The organism is Agrobacterium tumefaciens (assembly GCA_025560025.1).
Lineage (GTDB): Bacteria > Pseudomonadota > Alphaproteobacteria > Rhizobiales > Rhizobiaceae > Agrobacterium.
Map to the genome: position 1 here is coordinate 1,650,984 of CP048486.1, position 19,377 is coordinate 1,670,360.

The 19,377-nt window shown below is 59.5% G+C and carries 17 protein-coding genes and 1 pseudogene; 17 read left to right on the forward strand and 1 reads right to left on the reverse strand.

The genetic code is table 11. From position 1 onward, the window contains the following. The first annotated feature begins 76 nt into the window (after positions 1-76). From FY152_21500 to FY152_21580, 17 genes and pseudogenes are all read left to right on the forward strand, one after another. Positions 77-985, forward strand: coding sequence for a sugar ABC transporter permease (locus FY152_21500; protein ID UXS34680.1), 909 nt, complete (start codon positions 77-79; stop codon positions 983-985). Then, positions 985-1,815: a carbohydrate ABC transporter permease gene (locus FY152_21505; protein ID UXS35147.1), complete on the forward strand. Its 831-nt coding sequence runs from the start codon at positions 985-987 to the stop codon at positions 1,813-1,815. Before FY152_21500 ends, FY152_21505 begins: the two co-directional genes overlap by 1 nt. A gap of 15 nt (positions 1,816-1,830) precedes the next feature. Further along, entirely contained in the window at positions 1,831-2,931 is a 1,101-nt protein-coding gene (locus FY152_21510; GenBank protein UXS34681.1) for an ABC transporter ATP-binding protein, read from the forward strand. Positions 2,932-2,944: 13 nt separating this feature from the next. After that, positions 2,945-4,345, forward strand: a complete 1,401-nt coding sequence (locus FY152_21515) for a CehA/McbA family metallohydrolase (protein UXS34682.1) — start codon at positions 2,945-2,947, stop codon at positions 4,343-4,345. 552 nt (positions 4,346-4,897) lie between these two features. Then, the gene (locus tag FY152_21520; GenBank protein ID UXS35148.1) at positions 4,898-6,100 is read left to right on the forward strand and encodes a sugar ABC transporter substrate-binding protein; all 1,203 of its coding nucleotides are present in this window, start codon (positions 4,898-4,900) and stop codon (positions 6,098-6,100) included. An 89-nt stretch (positions 6,101-6,189) separates the two neighbouring features. After that, positions 6,190-7,062 (forward strand): sugar ABC transporter permease, encoded by an 873-nt coding sequence (locus tag FY152_21525; protein ID UXS34683.1) that lies wholly within the window; start codon positions 6,190-6,192, stop codon positions 7,060-7,062. 1 nt (position 7,063) lies between these two features. Continuing rightward, the gene (locus FY152_21530; GenBank protein UXS34684.1) at positions 7,064-7,891 is read left to right on the forward strand and encodes a carbohydrate ABC transporter permease; all 828 of its coding nucleotides are present in this window, start codon (positions 7,064-7,066) and stop codon (positions 7,889-7,891) included. Between the two features lie 10 nt (positions 7,892-7,901). Next, entirely contained in the window at positions 7,902-9,002 is a 1,101-nt protein-coding gene (locus tag FY152_21535) for an ester cyclase (protein ID UXS34685.1), read from the forward strand. Between the two features lie 3 nt (positions 9,003-9,005). Beyond that, positions 9,006-10,115 carry a sn-glycerol-3-phosphate ABC transporter ATP-binding protein UgpC gene (gene ugpC, locus FY152_21540; GenBank protein UXS34686.1) on the forward strand — a complete coding sequence of 370 codons (1,110 nt, stop codon included), beginning with the start codon at positions 9,006-9,008 and terminating at the stop codon, positions 10,113-10,115. Between the two features lie 156 nt (positions 10,116-10,271). Beyond that, entirely contained in the window at positions 10,272-11,582 is a 1,311-nt protein-coding gene (hisD, locus tag FY152_21545) for a histidinol dehydrogenase (GenBank protein UXS34687.1), read from the forward strand. After that, positions 11,582-12,346, forward strand: a complete 765-nt coding sequence (locus tag FY152_21550) for an SDR family oxidoreductase (protein ID UXS34688.1) — start codon at positions 11,582-11,584, stop codon at positions 12,344-12,346. Before hisD ends, FY152_21550 begins: the two co-directional genes overlap by 1 nt. Continuing rightward, complete coding sequence (locus FY152_21555; protein UXS34689.1) at positions 12,346-13,374, forward strand: substrate-binding domain-containing protein; 1,029 nt, start codon at positions 12,346-12,348, stop codon at positions 13,372-13,374. Before FY152_21550 ends, FY152_21555 begins: the two co-directional genes overlap by 1 nt. A gap of 71 nt (positions 13,375-13,445) precedes the next feature. Next, entirely contained in the window at positions 13,446-14,417 is a 972-nt protein-coding gene (locus FY152_21560) for a cupin domain-containing protein (protein UXS34690.1), read from the forward strand. 101 nt (positions 14,418-14,518) lie between these two features. Next, complete coding sequence (locus FY152_21565; protein ID UXS34691.1) at positions 14,519-15,214, forward strand: RraA family protein; 696 nt, start codon at positions 14,519-14,521, stop codon at positions 15,212-15,214. A gap of 26 nt (positions 15,215-15,240) precedes the next feature. Then, entirely contained in the window at positions 15,241-15,966 is a 726-nt protein-coding gene (locus tag FY152_21570; protein UXS34692.1) for an alpha/beta fold hydrolase, read from the forward strand. Positions 15,967-16,110: 144 nt separating this feature from the next. Continuing rightward, positions 16,111-16,292 (forward strand): annotated as a pseudogene (locus FY152_21575) (LysR family transcriptional regulator). Between the two features lie 332 nt (positions 16,293-16,624). Further along, on the forward strand, positions 16,625-18,568 hold the full coding sequence (locus tag FY152_21580) for a HAMP domain-containing protein (GenBank protein UXS34693.1): 1,944 nt from the start codon (positions 16,625-16,627) through the stop codon (positions 18,566-18,568). 115 nt (positions 18,569-18,683) lie between these two features. On the opposite strand, the gene FY152_21585 is transcribed toward FY152_21580, so the two are convergent. Further along, positions 18,684-19,289: a class I SAM-dependent methyltransferase gene (locus FY152_21585; protein UXS35149.1), complete on the reverse strand. Its 606-nt coding sequence runs from the start codon at positions 19,287-19,289 to the stop codon at positions 18,684-18,686. Positions 19,290-19,377 lie beyond the last annotated feature (88 nt).

Genomic DNA, 19,377 nt, shown 5'->3' on the forward strand with positions numbered 1-19,377 from the left:
CGGACTGCGTCTGACCGATTACCGGTCAGACGCAATTTGCGACGGATCGATGCGATCCGCCATGAGGTAAAAAAGCATGAAAAACTTCTCGCTGCTTTCCACGCGGGCAGGCGCTGTCTTTTTGGCTCCTGCCGCCGCGCTGGTCGGCATTTTTGTTATGGTCCCGTTTTTCTGGGTGATCTTCGTTTCTTTCACGAACCGAACGCTCATCGGGCGCACGGCAGTCGATCCGGATTTCGTCGGTCTGCAAAATTATTTCACGCTGTTTAATCCGGATACGTTCTTCACCCGCGGCCAGTTCGGTTTTTCCTTCATCCTGACGCTGCAATTCGTGCTGCTTTCCGCGCTTGCAGGCCAGGCGCTGATCGGCCTGTTGCTCGCCTGGCTCAGCCAGGCCGTATCGCCGGCATTGAAGTCCTTCCTGCAGACGGCGGTCATTGCCGCATGGATATTGCCGGAAGTGGTCATCGGTTTCGCGTGGTTCGCCTTTCTCGACTATGACAATGGCACGCTGAACATGATCATGCGCGGCCTCGGTCTGCCACCCGGCGACTGGCTTCTGCAGCAGCCTTTCTGGGTGATCGTGTTTTTCAACACCTGGCGCGGCGCAGCCTTCTCGATGATGCTGTTTAATTCCGCCTTTCAGTCCATCCCGCCGAGCTATTTCCAGGCAGCGGACGTGGCGGGTGCGACCTCATGGCAGAAGCTTCGCGACATTGCGTTGCCGCTCATCCGCGGCCATGTCGTCACCGACCTCATCCTCATCACAATGTGGACTTTCAACGTGTTTACGCCATTCCTGCTCACCAATGGCGGGCCGTCCTACCGAACGGAACTGCTGTCGATCTATACCTATCGTATCGCATTCAAGGATTTCGAGTTCGGCAAGGGTGCGGCGGTCGGCGTCATCATCATGCTCGTCAACCTCGCCTTTGCGCTTGTCTATTTGCGTATCGCGCGCAAGAAAACGGCGGAGGCTGAATGATGCAGATCTCCGGAAACGTCTTTAAACGCCGCATTCTCTTTTCCGTGGCAGCATCCCTGCTCGGCGTGGCCTTCGCCCTGCCGCTCGTCTGGTTCATCTTCGCACCGTTCAACGCCCGCGCCGAACTCGGACTCGCAATTCCCGAAGCGTTCACTCTCTCGAACTTCATGACGGTGTTCGAGAACACCTTTGCAATGCGGGCCCTTTTGAACAGCCTGATCCAGTCTTTCGGCGGGGTCATTCTGATCGGCGCGGCAGCGACGCTTGCTGCTTATGCGCTGTCTCGCTCGTCAATTCCCGGTAAAGGGGCCGTCACCTATACGCTTCTGCTGTTTTCTTCCGTTGTGTCGGGTTCCGCGGCGATGGTGCCGATCTTCCTGATCATTTCTGCGGCCGGTCTCATCAATACCCATATCGCCGTCATTCTCGTTTTTGCGGGCGGGCTGCTGCCGACGGCAATGTTCATTCTCCGCGATTTCATCGATGCCATCCCGCGTTCCTACGAGGAAAGCGCCATGGTGGCCGGTGCCTCACCGCTGCAGGCTTTCTTCGACGTGGCATTGCCGGTCATCCGGCCGGGCATCGTGGTCGTCGTGGTCTGGGCATTCGTCAATATCTGGGGTTCATTCCTCATCCCCTTCATCCTGCTGCGCAGCGATAGCCTGATGCCGGCCTCGGTCGCGATCTATTCCTTCTATTCGGAGGCGGGCACACCGATCGTTACGCTGCTCGCTGCCTATTCGCTCATCTATTCGCTCCCCGTCATTGTGCTTTACCTCTTCGTGAACTGGAAGTTTGGTTTCCGGTTCTTTGGTGGCATCAAGTCGTAATCGGAAATCAGTTTCATGGCCTCTGTCGAATTCCAGAATGTCTCCAAGAGCTTCGGTCACTTTCATGCGGTGCCCGACATCAGCTTTCAAATATCGGACGGCGAGTTCGTCTGCCTGCTCGGCCCCTCCGGCTGCGGCAAGACGACGAGCCTGCGCATGATCGCCGGCCTCGAAACGCCGACCTCGGGCAAGGTGCTGATCGGCGGCAAGGACGTCACCTATCTGCACCCCAAGGACCGGCAGATATCGATGGTCTTTCAGGACTATGCGCTTTATCCGCACATGAACCTTGCCGACAACATCGCCTATCCGCTCAAAGTGCGCGGCGAGAGCGAGGAAAAGCGCCACGCGCGCGCCAAGCAGGTGGCCGACGTGCTTAAGATCGGTGATCTGATGAAGCGCCTGCCGAGCCAGATTTCCGGCGGACAGCAGCAGCGTACATCGCTGGCACGTGCGCTTGTTTATCCCAGCCAGGTCTATCTGTTCGACGAGCCGCTTTCCAACCTCGATGCCAAGCTACGTCTTGAAGCGCGCGGCTTCCTCAACCACCTGCAGCGCGACATGGGCATGACGGCGGTCTATGTCACCCACGACCAGGCGGAGGCCATGGCGCTTGCGACCCGCATCGCAGTCATGGACAAGGGCCGCATCGTTCAGTTCGCACCGCCCATCGAGATTTACCGGCGTCCGGCCACCACCTTCGTTGCCAATTTCGTGGGCAACCCGCCAATGAACCTCGTGTCGGCCGATGCCATGGTTGCCTATGGCAAGCTGCAACTGCGCGCCGATGGCCTGACACTGCCGGGCCTGCCTGTCTCCGACGCCATTGCGGCGGCCGCGGGCCGCGGCCGGATGACGCTTGGCGTCCGGCCCGAACATTTGCGGATTGCCCAGGCCGGTGATGAAAACACCATCACGGGCAAGCTTTTCGCCAATGAGAACATGGGCCCGGAAAGCCTTGTCACGATGGAGCGCGAGGATGCCGGCCGGGTGACCGCCCGCATTTTCACGGATGATGAGATTCGGGTGAACGACGTCGTGACGCTCGCCTTCGATATCCGCCACGTCACATTGTTCGATGGCGCCGGCATACGCATTCCGGATGTCGGTGAGTAAGACGGGAAGTGTGATGACCGAAATCAGGGTTCACGTCAGTCGCGCCGACCAGTCGGCCGATCCTTACTTCTATGTTCCTTTCGATGTTCTGAAGGGTGTAACGCGCATCGACGTGACGATGGCCTATCGGAAGGACGAGGATTGCGTCATCGATCTCGGCGTGCTCGACGCTACGGCGACGGACTACCCTTCAGTCGCCGGTTTCCGTGGCTGGAGCGGTGGCGCACGCGATTGCTTCTTTGTTGCGACCGATGATGCAACGCCCGGCTATATCCACGGCGAGATGCCGGCCGGCACATGGAAAGTCATGCTCGGCCTGCATAAATTGCCGGAAAACGGAGCCGATGTCGTCGTGACTATCCGTTGCGACAGCGCGCCGCGCAAACTCGAGCCGCAGCCGGAACGCCGCTTTCCGCGGCGGGAAGGGGCGGGCTGGTATCGGGGCGACCTGCATTGCCACACTTTCCATTCCGATGCATTGGGCTCTCCGGAGCTGCTGCATCAGGCTGCCTCCCAGGCCGGTCTCGATTTTCTTGCCATTGCCGATCACAACACCATCACGCAGCGCCGCTATTTTCATCCGCAATCCTCGCCGGACCTTGTCTTCATCCGGGCGATGGAGATAACGACGGCGACTGGCCACGCCAATGTCTATGGTGTCGATGAGTGGATCGATTTCCGCATGACCAAGCCGGAACATGCCCATACGCTCTCCCGGCTGGTGCATGAGCGCGGCGGGCTTTTGTCCATCAATCACGACAAGCCCACCATTCAATGGGACTACGAACTGCCCGAGATCGACTGCATGGAGGTCTGGCAGTCACACTGGATGGCGTGGAACTGGGTGTCGCTCGGCCGCTATCAGCAGCGACTGGCTTCGGGTCTGAAGATCTCCGCCATCGGAGGCAGCGATTTTCATCAGCCTGCGCAACTCATGCCCGAGGGGCCGCTGGTGCTTGCCCGCCCGACGACGGTGTTCTGGCTGGAGGAGTTGTCGGAAGATGCTATCCTCGCTGCGATGAAGGCGGGTCGCGGTTATGTGACGGAAAGCCCGACGGGGCCGCATCTTGCGCTGACGGTGAACGGCCAGCCGATGGGTTCGACGGTTTCCGGACCGGTCATCGCAGAGGCCGATGTGAGGGGTGCGGATGGCGATCTGCTCGTCTGGATCGATGCAAGTGGCATTCTCACCACGCAGACCATTGAAACAGATGCTTGGACGGGCAGTTTCTCCGGCGAGGCAAAGACGTTTCTTCGTACCGAAATCATCGCTGCGAATAGCCGCGAAAGGCTGGTTGCCGATTTCATGGCGGCACAGGAGGGGCGCTCGCTTCCCTGGCAGCTTCAGGGCGCCCATATGCAGGATCAGCCGATCCGCCGGGCAGTGAGCAACCCGGTTTACATCCAGCCCTAGTTTCCCGGACAGATGACAGGTGGGGCGGGCGGACTTCTCCGCTCGCTCGTGCACTTGCGATATTACGGGCGCGGCAAAGCCCGCACGCCGTCGCGGCCGGTTCTGCCGCATCCTTGGTTAAAGACTATCAGGTGGTCCGGTCGTTTCTCCGCCATGGCACAGGTTTCGGCAACGATGTTATGATGCGTCCGAGAGTGACGTGTATATACAAATGGATGCCGCTGAGGTCATTCGGCCTCCCAGCGCGATCTCCAGATTTCAGGGCAGTTCCGGCGCGCAGATCGCCTGATTTACCGATGTGAGCGTCAGTCGATAAAAGTGCTTCAAGCGGTATTGCATTCGTATGCATTTATGCTACTTTGCATACGAATGCAAAAACTGACGCGACGTCGTTATGAGAAATTTGGGAGGAGCCAAATTATGATTTCGAGGCGTAACTTCACGCAACTGGGTTTGGCGGCGTCGATGGCGGCCACCTTCGGTGTTTCGCCGCGCCGGGCCTCGGCTGCTCTTCTTGAGGGCAAGCCTTTCGCCGGCCAGGCTATCAATATCATGCTGCCGCAATCGAGCCAGTTTCGCGCCCATGAAAAGCGGCTTGCGCAATTTGAAGAACTGACGGGCATCAAGGCTGTTTATACCTATGTTCCCTATGGTCAGGTGCGCGACAAGATCACGACCGAAGCGGTGGCGGGCAGCTCTGAATATGATGTCGTCTGTTATCAGGACAATTGGGGTCCGTCCCTGTCGATTTATCTGCACCCGCTCGACGAATTGCTCAAGCGCGATGGGCTCGACATCAACCGTTACCCGCAAGCCTACAAGCTCGGCGGCCAGATCGGCGGCGTGACCTACGGTCTTCCGGTGCGCGGCCATCCCCAGATGCTGTTTTATCGCAAGGACCTTTTCGATGCCGCGGGCCTCAAGCCGCCGACGACCTGGGACGAGGTTGCTGCTGCGGGTGCCGCCATACAGTCGGCCAATCCCGATGTGTCGGGCGTGGCGATGTATTACGGCAAGGGCAATGGCCAGCAGAACCTCTTCCTCTGGCTCAATCATTTGTGGGGCAAGGGCGGCGACATCTTTTCACCCGACTTCAAGGAAACCCGCTTCACCGATCCGGCTGCCATCGAAGCCACGCAGATGTATCTGGACCTTTTGCTGAAGCATAAGGTGGCTGCGCCCGGTTCCGTGCAGTTCGTCGAAGGGGACGCCGTCAATTCCGTGGCGCAGGGCAAGTCGGCCATGGTCATGGTCTGGTGGTGGGTCTATTCGGTTCTGACTGGCGAAAAATCCTCTCTGAAGCCGGAACAGGTCGGCTTTGCGCCCATGCCGCAGTTCGACAGCGGTGCCCCCGTATCCTATGCACTGTCTTTGCCCTTCGCGGTCAGCGCGCTTTCGAAAAAGAAGGATGCGGCATGGGAATTCATGAAATGGGTTTCGACGCCGGAACTCGAGATCGAATGTGCGATCGACAAATCCGACCCCAAGACGTCCGATATCGTGGTCACCAACACGAAGAGCTTCCTCGACGAAAAGGTGAATGCGGCAAATCACGGCCTTCATAAGGTCGCTGCGAAGAGCCTTGAGGGTTCGCGGATCATGCCGCAGCTCAAGGAATGGCCGCAGATTGCCGTCACACTCGAAAACACCATCTCGGAACTTGCCACCGGTTCAAGGCCGGTAAAGGATGGGCTGGATCAGGCGGCTCAGGACATCGATCGTATCCTGCGGCGTGCAGGTTATCGCAAGGGCTGAGTGAACCGCCTTCACCGTGAATGAAGGCATATGCCGGGTGGAGCAGGCGCTTCCCCTGGCAGGCCTTCCTTGTCGTCAAGGGATTTTCCGTGAAAGACAAACATCTGAAATACTGGCTGATTACACCAGCCTTCGTCGTCATCGCAGCGACGCTTCTCTACCCATTGGGCGCCGCTCTCTGGTACTCGGTGCATGAGTGGAACCTGGCGCAGCAGCCGACGCTCGGGCCTTTCGTCGGCATGGAGAACTATACCCGCGTCATCACGGACGATCCGGATTTCTGGCACAGCATCCGGGTGACGTCGGTCTTCACGGTCTTCTCCGTCTTCTTCACGATGATCCTCGCCATGGGGCTGGCTTTGCTTCTAGCCGGTGCCGATATGATGCGGGTAAGTGTGCGCACGCTGCTCGTGATACCTTTCGCCATGTCGCCTGCATTGCTCGGCATATCCTGGCGCTTCCTGTTCAATCCGGAGTTCGGCGCATTTGCCGCCGTGGTCGGCGCCGTCGTTCCGTCGTTGAAAGGCGTTCCGATCCTTGCTGATCCGACACTTGCGATGGCAACGTTGATAGCTTCGGACGTCTGGCACTGGTCGCCTTATTTCATGCTCCTCTTCATTGGCGCGCTTGCCGCTCTTCCGCAGGAAACGGTTGAGGCAGCCCAGGTCGATGGGGCTTCCAAGACGCGGGTGTTCTTTGAAATCGTGTTGCCGCAGCTGCGGCCGGTGCTTGCCATCGCCCTTCTGCTCAAGGCGATCTTCTCGCTCAAGGTCCTCGATCAGGTCGTCACGCTCACCAATGGCGGGCCGGGGACGGCGACGGAAACGCTGGCGCATTTCGTGTTCCAGACCGCCTTCCGCTGGTACGACCTCGGTTATGCGGCGGCAGTTGCCTATCTGCTCGCGGCTGTCATGGCGGTGCTTGCAGCAATTTATTCACGGTTCGTCATGGAGCGCCAGTGACATGCAGATGAAAACCAGAAACCGGATTTCAAGCCTCGCGCGCGGACTTGCCATCGCGCTCATTCTCCTCGTTTTCATCGGCCCGATCGTGTGGATCGTGGCGACGGCATTCAAGGACCCGCGTGACGTCTACGCGCTGAGGTTCTTCTTCACACCCACGCTTGAAAACATCCGCACTGCGTTCGAAGCGCCGTTTCTCGTCGGCGAGCGCACCTGGAACAGCATCGTCGTGACGATGGGAACGCTGCTGCTGTCGTTGCCGATCGCCACTGCCGCGGCCTATGCCTTTTCGCGCTTCCGGTTCCCCGGTGGCAGCATCTGGCCAATCGGCGTGCTGGCGACCCAGTTCATCCCGCCCGTCATCGTCATCATCCCGCTCTTCATTGCCTTTCGCCAGGGTGGTCTGCTCGACACGCGCATCGCGCTCATCATCGCCAACATGTCTTTCGTGGTTCCCTATGCGATCTGGATGATCAAGGGGTTCATCGACTCCATACCGGTGGACATGGAGGAAGCAGCACAGATCGACGGCGCCTCACGTCTGAGGGCAATCTGGGATGTCGTCGTGCCGATGGCGCTTCCGGGCATCGCCACCGCCGGCATCTTCTGTTTCGTCGTCGCATGGAACGAGTTCTTTTATGCGCTGGTGCTGACGCGGGAAAACGCAACGACCATCCAGGTAGCGCTGATGAGCGCCAGGACGGAACGCGGCGACGCGTGGGAAATCATGGCCGCCATCGGTCTCGTGATCATCCTGCCGATGCTTGTTCTGTCCCGATACGTCCAGAAATATTTCGTCAAAGGCCTTGTTTCGGGCTCGGTAAGATAGGGAGAAGACAATGAACGATGTATCAACCGCAAAGCGTGACTTGCGCGCAGGCGTGACAACGGTGCGGCAGCGCTCCGTGGAGGAACTGCTTGCACCCAAGGAACGCAATGGCTTTCCCCTGTCGGGCTTCGACGATGCATTCGGCGATATCGTCGACTATATCTTCAAGATAACGCACTGGATCTGGGCTGAAAAATCGGTCGGCAAGATCTACGATTATTACGATCATGCCTGCATGGTTTATACCGCCTTCGATATTACCCGCTCCGTCGAGGAGGTCGTCAACGGCACCGTTTCGATGATGCAGGCCTTTCCCGACCGGGAGAGCCGTTTCCTCAACGTGGCCTGGAGCGGCGATGACAAGGAGGGCTATTACACAAGCCATCTCGGCTTCAGCCAGATGACCAATATCGGTCCGAGCGCTTATGGCGAAGCGACCGGGCGGCGGGTGAACATCCATACCGTGGCCGACTGTGTCTCCAGGGATAACAAGATTTTCCGTGAATGGCTGGTGCGGGACAACGGCGCGATGGTGCGCCAGCTGGGTTTTGACATTCATGAGGTTGCGCGCAGCCTCGCGGATCGGGATGCCGCTGCCGGCCGTGAACCCTGGTTCATCGGCCAGCCCGAGCGCTCCGCAGGCCAGGCGCTGCCTTTGCCCCTCGACCGGCCGAAGAAGACGATCGAAGACAGGCTTGCCCATATGCTGCACGAGGCATGGAACCGCCGGCGGTTCGACGCGCTTCGGGAAGTTTACGATCCTGCCGTCAATGTCCATATGGCCGGCGGCCGCGAAATTACCGGTATCGAAGGCCTCGTCTATCATTTCATCCAGATTGTCGCGGCTTTCCCGAACGCGGTGTTTTCCTTCGATAATTATTGCCACGCGGACGAAGCGGACGGCACGATTGCGGCGGTACGCTGGTCCATCCGCGGACATCATCGCGGTAACGGTCTGTTCGGCGCGCCAAGCGGCAAACCGGTCTATATTCTCGGCATGTCGCATTTCCGCTTCAACGACGACAAGATCATCGAAGAGTGGACCCTGTATGACGAACTTGCCATCCTCCGGCAGATATATGCCCACGGGCCGGTTCGGCAGGAGGATTGAGACGTGGCGTCAGTAAACCTCACCGATATCGAAAAACGTTTCGGGTCCTTCGTTGCCCTGCCCAAGCTCAATTTGTCCATCGCCGACGGCGAGTTTCTGGTGCTGCTGGGACCATCTGGCTGCGGCAAGACGACGACGATGCGTATCGTGGCCGGACTGGAAGAGGCGAGCGCGGGCGAATTGCGGATCGGAGACAAGGTCGTCAACAACATGTTGCCCAAGGACCGCGACGTGGCGATGGTCTTTCAGAACTACGGTCTCTATCCGCATATGACGGTGGCAGGCAACATCACCTATCCGCTTAAGGTGCGTGGCGTTCCCAAGGCGGAGCGGGAACGTCAGGTTCAGGCCGCAGCCGAGAAAGTCGAGCTTGGGCCGCTTCTCGGGCGCAAGCCCCGCGAACTGTCGGGCGGCCAGCGTCAGCGCGTTGCGCTGGCACGCGCCATCGTGCGCACGCCCAAAGTGTTCCTGATGGACGAACCGCTCTCCAATCTAGATGCGAAACTGCGGGTCACCATGCGCGCGGAAATCAAGCATCTGCAGCATCAGCTCGGTGTGACAACCATCTACGTTACGCACGATCAGATCGAGGCAATGACATTGGCTGATCGGGTTGCCGTCATGAACAAGGGCGTCATTCAGCAACTTGCGCCACCGGAGGAAATATACGACCGGCCCGCAAACCTGTTCGTCGCCGGTTTTATCGGCTCGCCCCCGATGAATCTCATTTCCGGCGAGACTACCGATGGCGTCTTCTGTTCGGACGCCCTTTCGCTGGGCCGGCAGAAGCTGCCTGGAAAGGGCAAAATGGTTCTCGGTATCCGCCCCGAAGACATGTCGGTCGCCGAGGGCACGACGGGCGATTTCACCGGCAGCATCTATGCCATCGAGCTCACCGGCGAATCCAACTACATCACCGTCCAGCTGGGCAAGGATCGGATCATCGTAAGAGCGCCGCGGTCATGGCGCGGAAAACCGGGGGATACGGTTGCGATCGACTTGAACGCATCCCGTCTGCATCTCTTTGACGCTGCCACGGGAGAACGCATTGACTTGCCCTCCATGGAGCACTCGCTTGGGGCAAATATCAGCCGTCCGCAATTGCAGGGGTAACGACCTTTTCAAATTGCTCTGGATGATAGCAGAGCCTATTGAATACGTATGCATTTGCCGGTAACTACTAGTAGCAGTGCTACTGGAAGGGAAGGCGATTGAAGTTTCCGAGCGGCATTGCGTTTTCGCATGCTGAAACGCCAAGGGAAGAAACACATGACAGTCACCTATCTCAAGCGCGGAAAGCCAGAGGCGCAACGGTCTGAAGACGATGCGAAGGTTCGTACGATCGTGGAGTCGACGCTGAAGGACATCGAGACGCATGGCGACGCTGCCGTGCGCGCGCTCTCGGAGAAATTCGACAAATTTTCACCGCCATCCTTCAAGCTCAGCCCGTCCGAGATTGAGGCCGCGATGTCCAGGGTCTCGGCGCGCGATATGGCCGATATCGATTTTGCCCAGGCGCAGATCCGCCGGTTCGCACAGGCCCAACGCGCCTCGATGACCGATATCGAGGTGGAAACGCTGCCTGGTGTGATCCTTGGTCACCGCAACATTCCGGTTCAGTCGGTTGGCTGCTATGTGCCCGGCGGCAAGTTTCCGATGGTCGCCTCTGCCCATATGTCGGTGCTGACGGCGTCCGTAGCCGGCGTTCCGCGCATCGTCGCATCCGCTCCGCCGCAAAAGGGCGAGCCGCATCCTGCGATCGTTGCGGCTATGCACAAGGCCGGCGCCCACGAGATTTACGTGCTGGGCGGCATGCAGGCCGTTGGCGCAATGGCTCTGGGCACGGAGACGATCAAGCCTGTCGATATGCTGGTCGGTCCCGGCAACGCCTTCGTAGCCGAGGCCAAACGCCAGCTTTATGGCCGCGTCGGCATCGATCTCTTTGCGGGTCCAACCGAGACGATGGTGATTGCCGATGAGACGGTGGATGCCGAGATGTGCGCCACCGACCTGATCGGTCAGGCGGAACATGGCTATAATTCGCCATCCGTCCTCTTGACCAATTCCGAGAGGCTGGCAAGGCAGACGCTGGCCGAAGTCGAGCGCCTGCTGGCGATCATTCCGACCACGGAAACAGCAAGCGCCTCCTGGCGCGATTATGGCGAGGTCATCGTCTGCGACACCTATGAGGAGATGCTGGCAGTTGCCAACGATATCGCCTCCGAACACGTTCAGGTGATGACCGACCGTGACGATTGGTTCCTGGAGAACATGCACTCCTACGGCGCGTTGTTCCTCGGCCCGCGAACCAATGTTGCCAATGGCGACAAGGTGATCGGCACCAACCATACGCTGCCGACCAGGAAGGCCGGCCGGTATACCGGCGGTCTCTGGGTCGGCAAGTTTCTGAAGACGCACTCCTACCAGAGGGTGTTGACTGACGAGGCCGCGGCCGAAGTCGGTGCCTATTGCTCGCGTCTCTGCCTGCTGGAAGGCTTCGTCGGCCATGCCGAGCAGGCCAATGTCCGGGTTCGCCGTTACGGTGGCCGCAATATTCCTTACGGAGAGGCGGCCGCCTGATGAATATCCCCCGCACGCCCTCCTTCCGCCTTGCCGGCAAACGCGCTCTCGTCGCCGGTGCATCGTCCGGCATCGGCTTCGGCTGCGCGGTCGCGTTGGCGGAGGCGGGCGCGCATGTGGTGCTTGCCGCCAGATCGGCGGAAAAACTCGATGAGGCGGTGGAGGCTATCCGGTCCGAAGGTTTCTCGGCTGAAGCAATGGTGCTGGATATTGCCGATGTCGAGGCGACGCAGGCTCAGGTTGATGACCAAGGACCGTTCCAGGTGCTCGTCAACAGCGCGGGTAGCGCCCGGCATGGGCCGGCGCTTGAAACGACCCCTGTTGACTTCGATGCCGTCTTCTCTTTGAACGTGCGCGGTGCCTATTTCCTGACCCGCGCGGTGGCCAGAGGGCTGATTGACGCCGGCCAGCCGGGTTCCCTGATCAATATTTCGTCTCAGATGGCCCATGTCGGCGGCATCGACCGGGCGGTTTACAGCGCCACGAAACATGCCGTCGAGGGGTTTACGAAGTCGATGGCGATCGAATGGGGCTCGAAAGGTATCCGGGTCAATACGATCTGCCCGACTTTCATCGAGACGCCGCTGACCGAGCAAACCTTTTCTCAACCGGAACGGGTTCAGTGGATAAAGGAGAAAATCAAGCTTGGCCGCATCGGTCGTGTTGAAGACATTATGGCCGCGGTCACCTATCTTGCCGGCGACGCGGCGGCGATGGTGACAGGAACCGCGCTGATGGTCGATGGGGGTTGGACGGCAGACTGATGGCAAACGATAAGATCACTTCGAACGATGTTGCGCGCCTGGCGGGCGTAAGCCAATCGGCAGTCTCGCGGTACTTCACGCCGGGAACCTCGGTTTCCAAGAAGACATCCGAGAAGATCAGGGATGCAGCCGAACAGCTCGGTTACCGGCCGAACGTTCTCGCCCGCTCGCTGATTACCGGGCGCAGCCGCATCATCGGTCTCGTCGTCGCCTATCTGGAAAACTACTTCTACCCGGAGGTTGTCGAGCGGCTGTCGAAAGCGCTTCAGGATCAGGGCTACCATGTTCTGGTCTTCATCTCCTCGATCGCCTCCGAAAACGTCGACCAGATCACCCAGGAAATTCTGGACTATCAGGTGGATGGCATCGTTCTGGCATCGGCGAACATGTCGTCCGAACTTGCGGCGCGCTGCCATGCCTCTGGCGTGCCGATCGTACTGTTCAACCGGTCGCAGGATGATATGCGGCTCTCGGCCGTCACTTCGGACAACCGCGCCGGCGGGCGCCAACTGGCCGATCTGTTCGTGTCGCTTGGTCACACGCGTTGCGGCTATATCGCTGGCTTTGAAGGCGCCTCGACGCAGCGTGACCGCGAACAGGGTTTTCGGGAAGGGCTGGAAGCGGCGGGGCTCACGCTCTTTGCCCGTGAAGTCGGCAATTTCCGTTATGAAGAGGCGCAGGCGGCGGCGCGGCGGATGTTCGCCGGGCCGGATCGCCCCGATGCCGTCTTCGTCTGCAACGACCACATGGCATTTGCCGTCATGGACGTGCTGCGCTTTGAATTGAAGTTGAGCATTCCCGGCGACGTTTCGGTCGTCGGCTTCGACGATGTGCCGCCGGCGCGCTGGCCGGCATACAATCTCACGACCATCCGCCAGAATGTCGACGACATGGTCGGCGAGACGGTTGCGACGCTGATGCAGAGCATCAAGCAGGGCGATGGCGCCGCGCGCCGTGTCGTCCTTGATGGTGCCCTGGTCCTGCGTGGCTCGACCCTCCAAACAGCTCCTACAGAAGTGAGACGCTAAGCCTCCCCATCCCAGAAGGGATGGAGAAGCACTGACCGCAACCCATTTTGCATACGTATGAAAGGCTGAAAATGCAGATCTCCCAGGAAGAAATGGAAAGACGGATCGTTCGTTATGGCGAGTTGAAGCCATGCCGCACTGCCTTCATCGACGCCCATACGCCGGGCTCGAACAGCAAGGAGAACTTCACGATCATCGGTGGTGGCGTCTCGGAAAGTGCTGATCAGCACGTTCACATCAAGGACACGCCCGGCTTCAATATCGGGGCCGCAGGCCAGCCGCCCAAATGCCGCAACTCGCTGCATTCGCACCGCACGGCAGAGGTGTTCTTCGTCCTCAAGGGGCGTTGGCGCTTCTTTTGGGGCCGCTGGGGCAATGCCGGTGAAGTGGTGCTTGAGGAAGGAGATATCTTCAATATCCCGACCGGCATCTTCCGCGGTTTCGAAAATATCGGAACCGACTATGGGATGATCATGGCGATCCTCGGCGGCGACGATGCCGGCGGCGGCGTGATCTGGGCGCCGCAGGTGATCGAGGATGCCAGGGACCACGGGCTGGTTCTTGGGGAAAACGGTAAGCTCTATGACAGCAAAAAGGGCCACACGCTGCCCGATGGTATCAAGCCGATGCCGCTGCTGACGGACGAGGAACTGAAGGGCTTCCCCGAAACGCCAGTCACCGACGTGGTGCGTGACTATGTCGCCCGTTACTGGGACCTGATGGCGCTTGCCCAGAAGGCTCCGGCCAAGGTGATCGGTGAAAATGCATTGCTGCGGGACAAGCCGGGCTTTGAGGTCGAGCTTCTGACGCGCGGGTCCATTCCGGAAGCCGCCTATGTCAACGAGCGCCATGAGGTGCTGATGGTCATGCGCGGCCATTGGAAGCTTGACTGGGACGGTGGCACCGCCGTGCTGGCGCCGGGCGATACCTGCGCCGTTCCCCCGGGCCTGAAACACAGCCTCGTGCCTTCGATGACCGGCGAGGCCAGTCTTTATCGCGTCGTTGCCACTGGCGAAAAGGCAGGCCTTACCTGGCGCGGCTGAAATCGGATGCAACGCGGCGGCATACCTGCCGCCGCGGTTCCAGACAAAAGCAGGTATCGGACGAGACGTCTGATTTAACCTGACGCATCGGAGGATGACACTTGGACGACACTCTCCTGGCCCTGCTGCGCAAGGTCGATACACCAACCGTCTGCAATGCGATCGAGGTGGCGCAGGGCAAACGCGGGTTCAATGCATTCACCCGAGGTACGGTGATCTCTTCGGCCCCCGCGGCTGCACCCGCCGTCGGTTATGCCCGCACGGCGAAGATCGCTGCGGCTGTTCCTTCAAGCGAAGATCCCGCCACTATCAAGGCCCGGCGTCGGGACTATTACCGGCACATGGCAGGTGGCGATGCGCCGTCCATAGCCGTCGTCGAGGACCTGGACTTTCCCCATTGCGTCGGCGCCTTCTGGGGCGAGATCAATGCAACGGTACACCGGGGACTGGGTCTATCCGGGGTGCTGACCAATGGCGTCATGCGTGACCTCGGCGATGTTCCTGACGATTTTCCGATGATTGCCGGTTCGGTCGGGCCAAGTCATGCTTTCGTCCGTGTCGAGGCAATCGGCACGCCCGTCACGGTCTTCGGAATGACAGTTGCGCCGGGCGATCTCGTCCATACGGATCGTCATGGAGCCGTCGTCATCCCGCCCGACATCATCCCCGTCCTCGCTGCTGCGATTGATAAGCTGCAGGCGACGGAGCGGCTTATTCTGGAACCCGCTCGGCGGAAAGATTTCGATCTTGCGAAATTCGAAGAGGCCTGGGCCTCATTCGAGGCCGCGCGCACTTGACCGGACAAAACGGCGGGGGACTTGCGTTGGAGAAAGGTCCAAAACACGCAGCAGATGGGCGGCCTCCGCTCCTCCTTCTTCCCGGAACCGCCTGCGACCGGCGCATCTTCCAGCCCCTGATCGATCGGTTAGGAGATTATCCCGTTATTGTGGGCGACACGACGGGTAGCCGGACAATGCCGGATCTTGCCCGAAGCGTGCTTGCGGCCGCGCCACCCGTGTTCCTGCTCGCTGGATTTTCGCTCGGAGGCATCTGCGCGCTCGAGATGGTCGCGCAGATGCCTCATCGCGTGGCAAAACTGGCCCTGATCGATTCCACTGCGCGACCAGACCCGCCCGCAAACGCGGAAATTCGGCGTCGGGCAGTCGAGCGCGCGAGAACAATGGGCATGGACACGTTCATCCTCGATGGGTGGGAACGGCTCGTCGCTCCGGTTAACATCGGCAATGTCGGCCTGCGTGAAGAAATTGTGGCGATGGCGCGCGACTGTGGGCCGGACAATCTTGAAACGCAGGCGGAAGCCGCCATTCACCGGGCAGACAGCAGGCCGCGGCTGGCTGCAATCGGCACACCAACGCTGGTGCTGGCCGGCGAGCATGAGCAGATATGCCCGATCGAGGCGCAGTATGAAATAGCGAACGGTATTGCGGGCGCAAATCTGCAATTGATCGCCAATGCCGGTCATTTCGCTCCGCTTGAAAATGCCGAGGCGGTGGCGTTGCATATCGATCGCTGGCTGAAAGGCGCATAGGGGGCATACTTCGTCAGACGGGCCCCGGCACCGCGTTGATCGCTGGCGCAGGAGTGCCGATTGCTGTGAGATGCACGCCACCCAGAACGAAAGATCCGTTGCACTGTTCGCACTATCTCTGCGTCGCCATTTGCGTCTCCTTGGCTGTCGCACCAGCCGGCAGAATTCCTGGCGACGGATGCCATCCGGGACGGCTTGCTCAAGACCGTCCTGAACGAATACCTCGCCGCCCCGGGTCAGTTTTCGATCGTCTGGCCGTCGGCTCGGTTCATGCGCCGCGGCTGCGCGCCTTCATTGATTTTGCAGTCGAAAAGCTGTTTGTCGAAGCCTGGGCGAAAAAGGCCGCAGAGGCGAAGCCTGTTGGCCCATGTCGACACTTCATGCATTTTGCGATGCCGCAATTGTCGTCGGTTACGTCTCCCAGGTAACACTTCATTTAGTGCTTTTGTGAAATCTAAAATACGCAGGTTCCAAGGTTTCATCGGCGGAGCCGGTAGAGCAAGTGGACCCATCTCGGAAAGCCCTGCGGCGACCCGTACTGGACATCCGCTTGTCGCCCTATGAGGAGGGGCACAGCTACCCGCAATGTTTCTTTATATGTTTCTTTGGCTTCCCGCACCGGCCGGGCAGCTGGAGAGCGCTTGCCCCGAGGCCATTCATGTCTTTCCTGAAGAATACCAAAATTAAAACGAAGGTCGTTTTCGTCATTTCGCTAATGAGCTTGATGTCGATCTCAGGCATCAGCTACGTCAGCTTGCAATATAAAAAAACCGACGATGTCTACAGCGATTTCATTGCCAATGAGGCACTTGCCGCGGTGCTGAACGCCCGAACCAGCGGAAATCTCAATGCGCTCGGCATGCAGATGCTGCGCGCGTCTCTCAATGACCCTGCCAGCAGCGATTTCGAATCCGCAGTCAAGACCTTCAAAGCCGATCGCAAGCAGCTGGAAGAGCGGCAGAACAAGATCATCGAGCTGGTTCCAGCCCGCACGGAAGCCGCTCGCGATATCCTCAAGGGTGTTGTCGAAGTCGAGGAAATGGGTAACCAGGTCATTGCCCTGATGCAGGCAGGACAACGTGCGGAAGCACAGCAGATGGCGCTCAATCTGCTTCGGAAAATGACCGAGGTTTCGCCGAAGATCAGCGCGGGCAACGAGCAGCTGATCCAGGTGATGAACGATGGCAGAGAACGCCTCACGGCCAGCACCAACACGACGATCTGGACGGCTCTGGTCAGCATAGCGCTTGTGTCGCTGGCATTGATCGCCCTCGGCCTGTTCATCTCTTCCCGTGGCATAACAACCCCGATCGCACGGCTTCGCGAGCGAATGGGATCGCTGGCGGCAGGTGACACCGCCACGGAAATTGCCGGTATGGACCGCAAGGATGAAGTGGGCCAGATGGCCGCCGCGGTTCAGGCGTTTCGTGAGAACGCCATCGAGCGCGTTCGGCTTGAGAATGAGACGGAGGCCAACCGCTCATCTTCGGAGAAGGACCGGATCGAACGCGAAAAACAAAAGGCGAATGAGGCTGCCGACGTGCAGTTTGCCGTCGACAACCTTGCGACTGCCCTTTCGAAAATCTCCCAGGGTGACGTTACCTACAGGATCGTTCAACCCTTCGTATCCAGCCTTGATGGCATTCGCGGTGACTTCAACAGGGCGGCGGAGCAGCTGCAATCGACGCTGAGCCAGGTGGCGCAGAATGCGCGCGGCATTGATGCGGGTGCGAATGAGATCCGCTCGGCTGCCGACGATCTGGCAAAGCGTACCGAGCAGCAGGCTGCGGCTGTCGAGGAGACAGCGGCTGCCCTGGAAGAGATCACCACGACGGTGAAGGACTCGACGAAACGGGCGCAGGAAGCGGGTCATCTTGTCGGTCGCGCGAAAATTGGTGCCGAACAGTCGGGAGAAGTGGTCCAGAAAGCTGTCGCCGCGATGGAGCAGATTGCAGGATCAGCGAACGAGATTTCCAACATCATCGGCGTGATCGATGAGATCGCCTTCCAGACGAACCTTCTGGCGTTGAATGCGGGCGTGGAAGCAGCCCGTGCCGGCGAGGCGGGCAAGGGGTTTGCCGTCGTCGCTCAGGAAGTTCGTGAGCTGGCACAGCGTTCCGCCGGTGCCGCCAAGGAGATCAAGAACCTCATCACGACATCGAACAGCCAGGTTCAGCAGGGTGTGCAACTGGTCGGCCAGACCGGCAAGGCGCTCGAGTTGATCGTCACGGAAGTGCAGGAAATCAACCGGCACGTGGCGGCGATCGCAGAATCGGCGCAGGAGCAGTCCTCCGGTCTTCAGCAGATCAATACCGCCGTGAACCAGATGGATCAGGACACGCAGAAAAACGCTGCCATGGTGGAGGAAAGCACGGCGGCGAGCCACGGGCTGGCCCGCGAGGCAGCGTCGCTTAACCAGCTTCTCGCCCAGTTCAAATTGTCGGAAGGCGGTTACAGCGCGGCGTCTGCGCCGGTTCGTGCAGCCTCGCCCGTCGACAGGCCTGCGGCTTCACCCGCTCGCGCGCTTGGCGGAAAGATCAGGGCTGCATTCTCGGGCAATGCCGCACTGAGCACATCCGCTGATAACTGGGAGGAATTTTGATAGTCTCCGCTCTTTCACGCCCCGCGTGAGGATGAGAGTTCTTTCATAAGAACTGCACCGGAGGTCGGGGATTTTCGCCTCCGATCTCCGGTGCCGGTGAGCCGTTCTTTAGATTCTAGTCGCCAGGCTTGTTTGGTACGGCATAGGCCACCCAGCCTCTGAAACTGAATGCCGTATAGAAATTGGTGATCCCGTCGAAACCGCTATCGCGGAGAAGTGCCTCTTCCTTCTCAGGATGTAGAATGGACAGCCTCTCGCGCATCGCGGCCCGTCCGCCCTGAAGTTTCGCAGGATCGGTTCCTTCCATCGCACCATAGCTTATGTGCCGATCTATCCAGATCGAACGTTCCGGCTCGTTCTGGGGGAAACTGACATGGGCAAGCACGAAGGGTGCGCCGGGCCTGAGGCGTTGTCGCACGCCATTCAGCGTTTTGATGCGTTCCTCCAAAAGGAGATGATGAAACACGAGAAGGCACGCCGCGCCATCAAAGGGTTCGTCCGGTGCGGCTGATATATCCCCCTCGTGCAGGTTAATTCGCGTGGCGTAATCTGTGGTCGTTTCGCGAGCGAGGGTCAGCATGTCGGGCGAGGGGTCGACCCCGTCGAAAATCCACCCTTTATTGGCTTTGGCAAGAGCCTTGAGTTCGAGCCCGCCGCCAGCACCAACGACCAGAATCCGGCCTTTGTCGGGAGCTTTCTCGCCGAGCAGCATCGACGTCATTCGATGCAAGCTTTCAAGGCCGGGGACCTGGCGCGTTGCTCCTTCGATATAGCCAACCTGTCGTCCCTTGAAATCAGTCATGGGATTT

Excerpts from the sequence above, each read along its gene's own strand:
- FY152_21500 (UXS34680.1), top strand. The coding sequence starts at position 77 with ATGAAAAACTTCTCGCTGCTTTCCACGCGGGCAGGCGCTGTCTTTTTG.
- FY152_21505 (UXS35147.1), top strand. The coding sequence starts at position 985 with ATGCAGATCTCCGGAAACGTCTTTAAACGCCGCATTCTCTTTTCCGTG.
- FY152_21510 (UXS34681.1), top strand. The coding sequence starts at position 1,831 with ATGGCCTCTGTCGAATTCCAGAATGTCTCCAAGAGCTTCGGTCACTTT.
- FY152_21515 (UXS34682.1), top strand. The coding sequence starts at position 2,945 with ATGACCGAAATCAGGGTTCACGTCAGTCGCGCCGACCAGTCGGCCGAT.
- FY152_21520 (UXS35148.1), top strand. The coding sequence starts at position 4,898 with ATGCTGCCGCAATCGAGCCAGTTTCGCGCCCATGAAAAGCGGCTTGCG.
- FY152_21530 (UXS34684.1), top strand. The coding sequence starts at position 7,064 with ATGCAGATGAAAACCAGAAACCGGATTTCAAGCCTCGCGCGCGGACTT.
- FY152_21535 (UXS34685.1), top strand. The coding sequence starts at position 7,902 with ATGAACGATGTATCAACCGCAAAGCGTGACTTGCGCGCAGGCGTGACA.
- hisD (UXS34687.1), top strand. The coding sequence starts at position 10,272 with ATGACAGTCACCTATCTCAAGCGCGGAAAGCCAGAGGCGCAACGGTCT.
- FY152_21550 (UXS34688.1), top strand. The coding sequence starts at position 11,582 with ATGAATATCCCCCGCACGCCCTCCTTCCGCCTTGCCGGCAAACGCGCT.
- FY152_21555 (UXS34689.1), top strand. The coding sequence starts at position 12,346 with ATGGCAAACGATAAGATCACTTCGAACGATGTTGCGCGCCTGGCGGGC.
- FY152_21560 (UXS34690.1), top strand. The coding sequence starts at position 13,446 with ATGCAGATCTCCCAGGAAGAAATGGAAAGACGGATCGTTCGTTATGGC.
- FY152_21580 (UXS34693.1), top strand. The coding sequence starts at position 16,625 with ATGTCTTTCCTGAAGAATACCAAAATTAAAACGAAGGTCGTTTTCGTC.
- FY152_21585 (UXS35149.1), bottom strand. The coding sequence starts at position 19,289 with ATGACGTCGATGCTGCTCGGCGAGAAAGCTCCCGACAAAGGCCGGATT.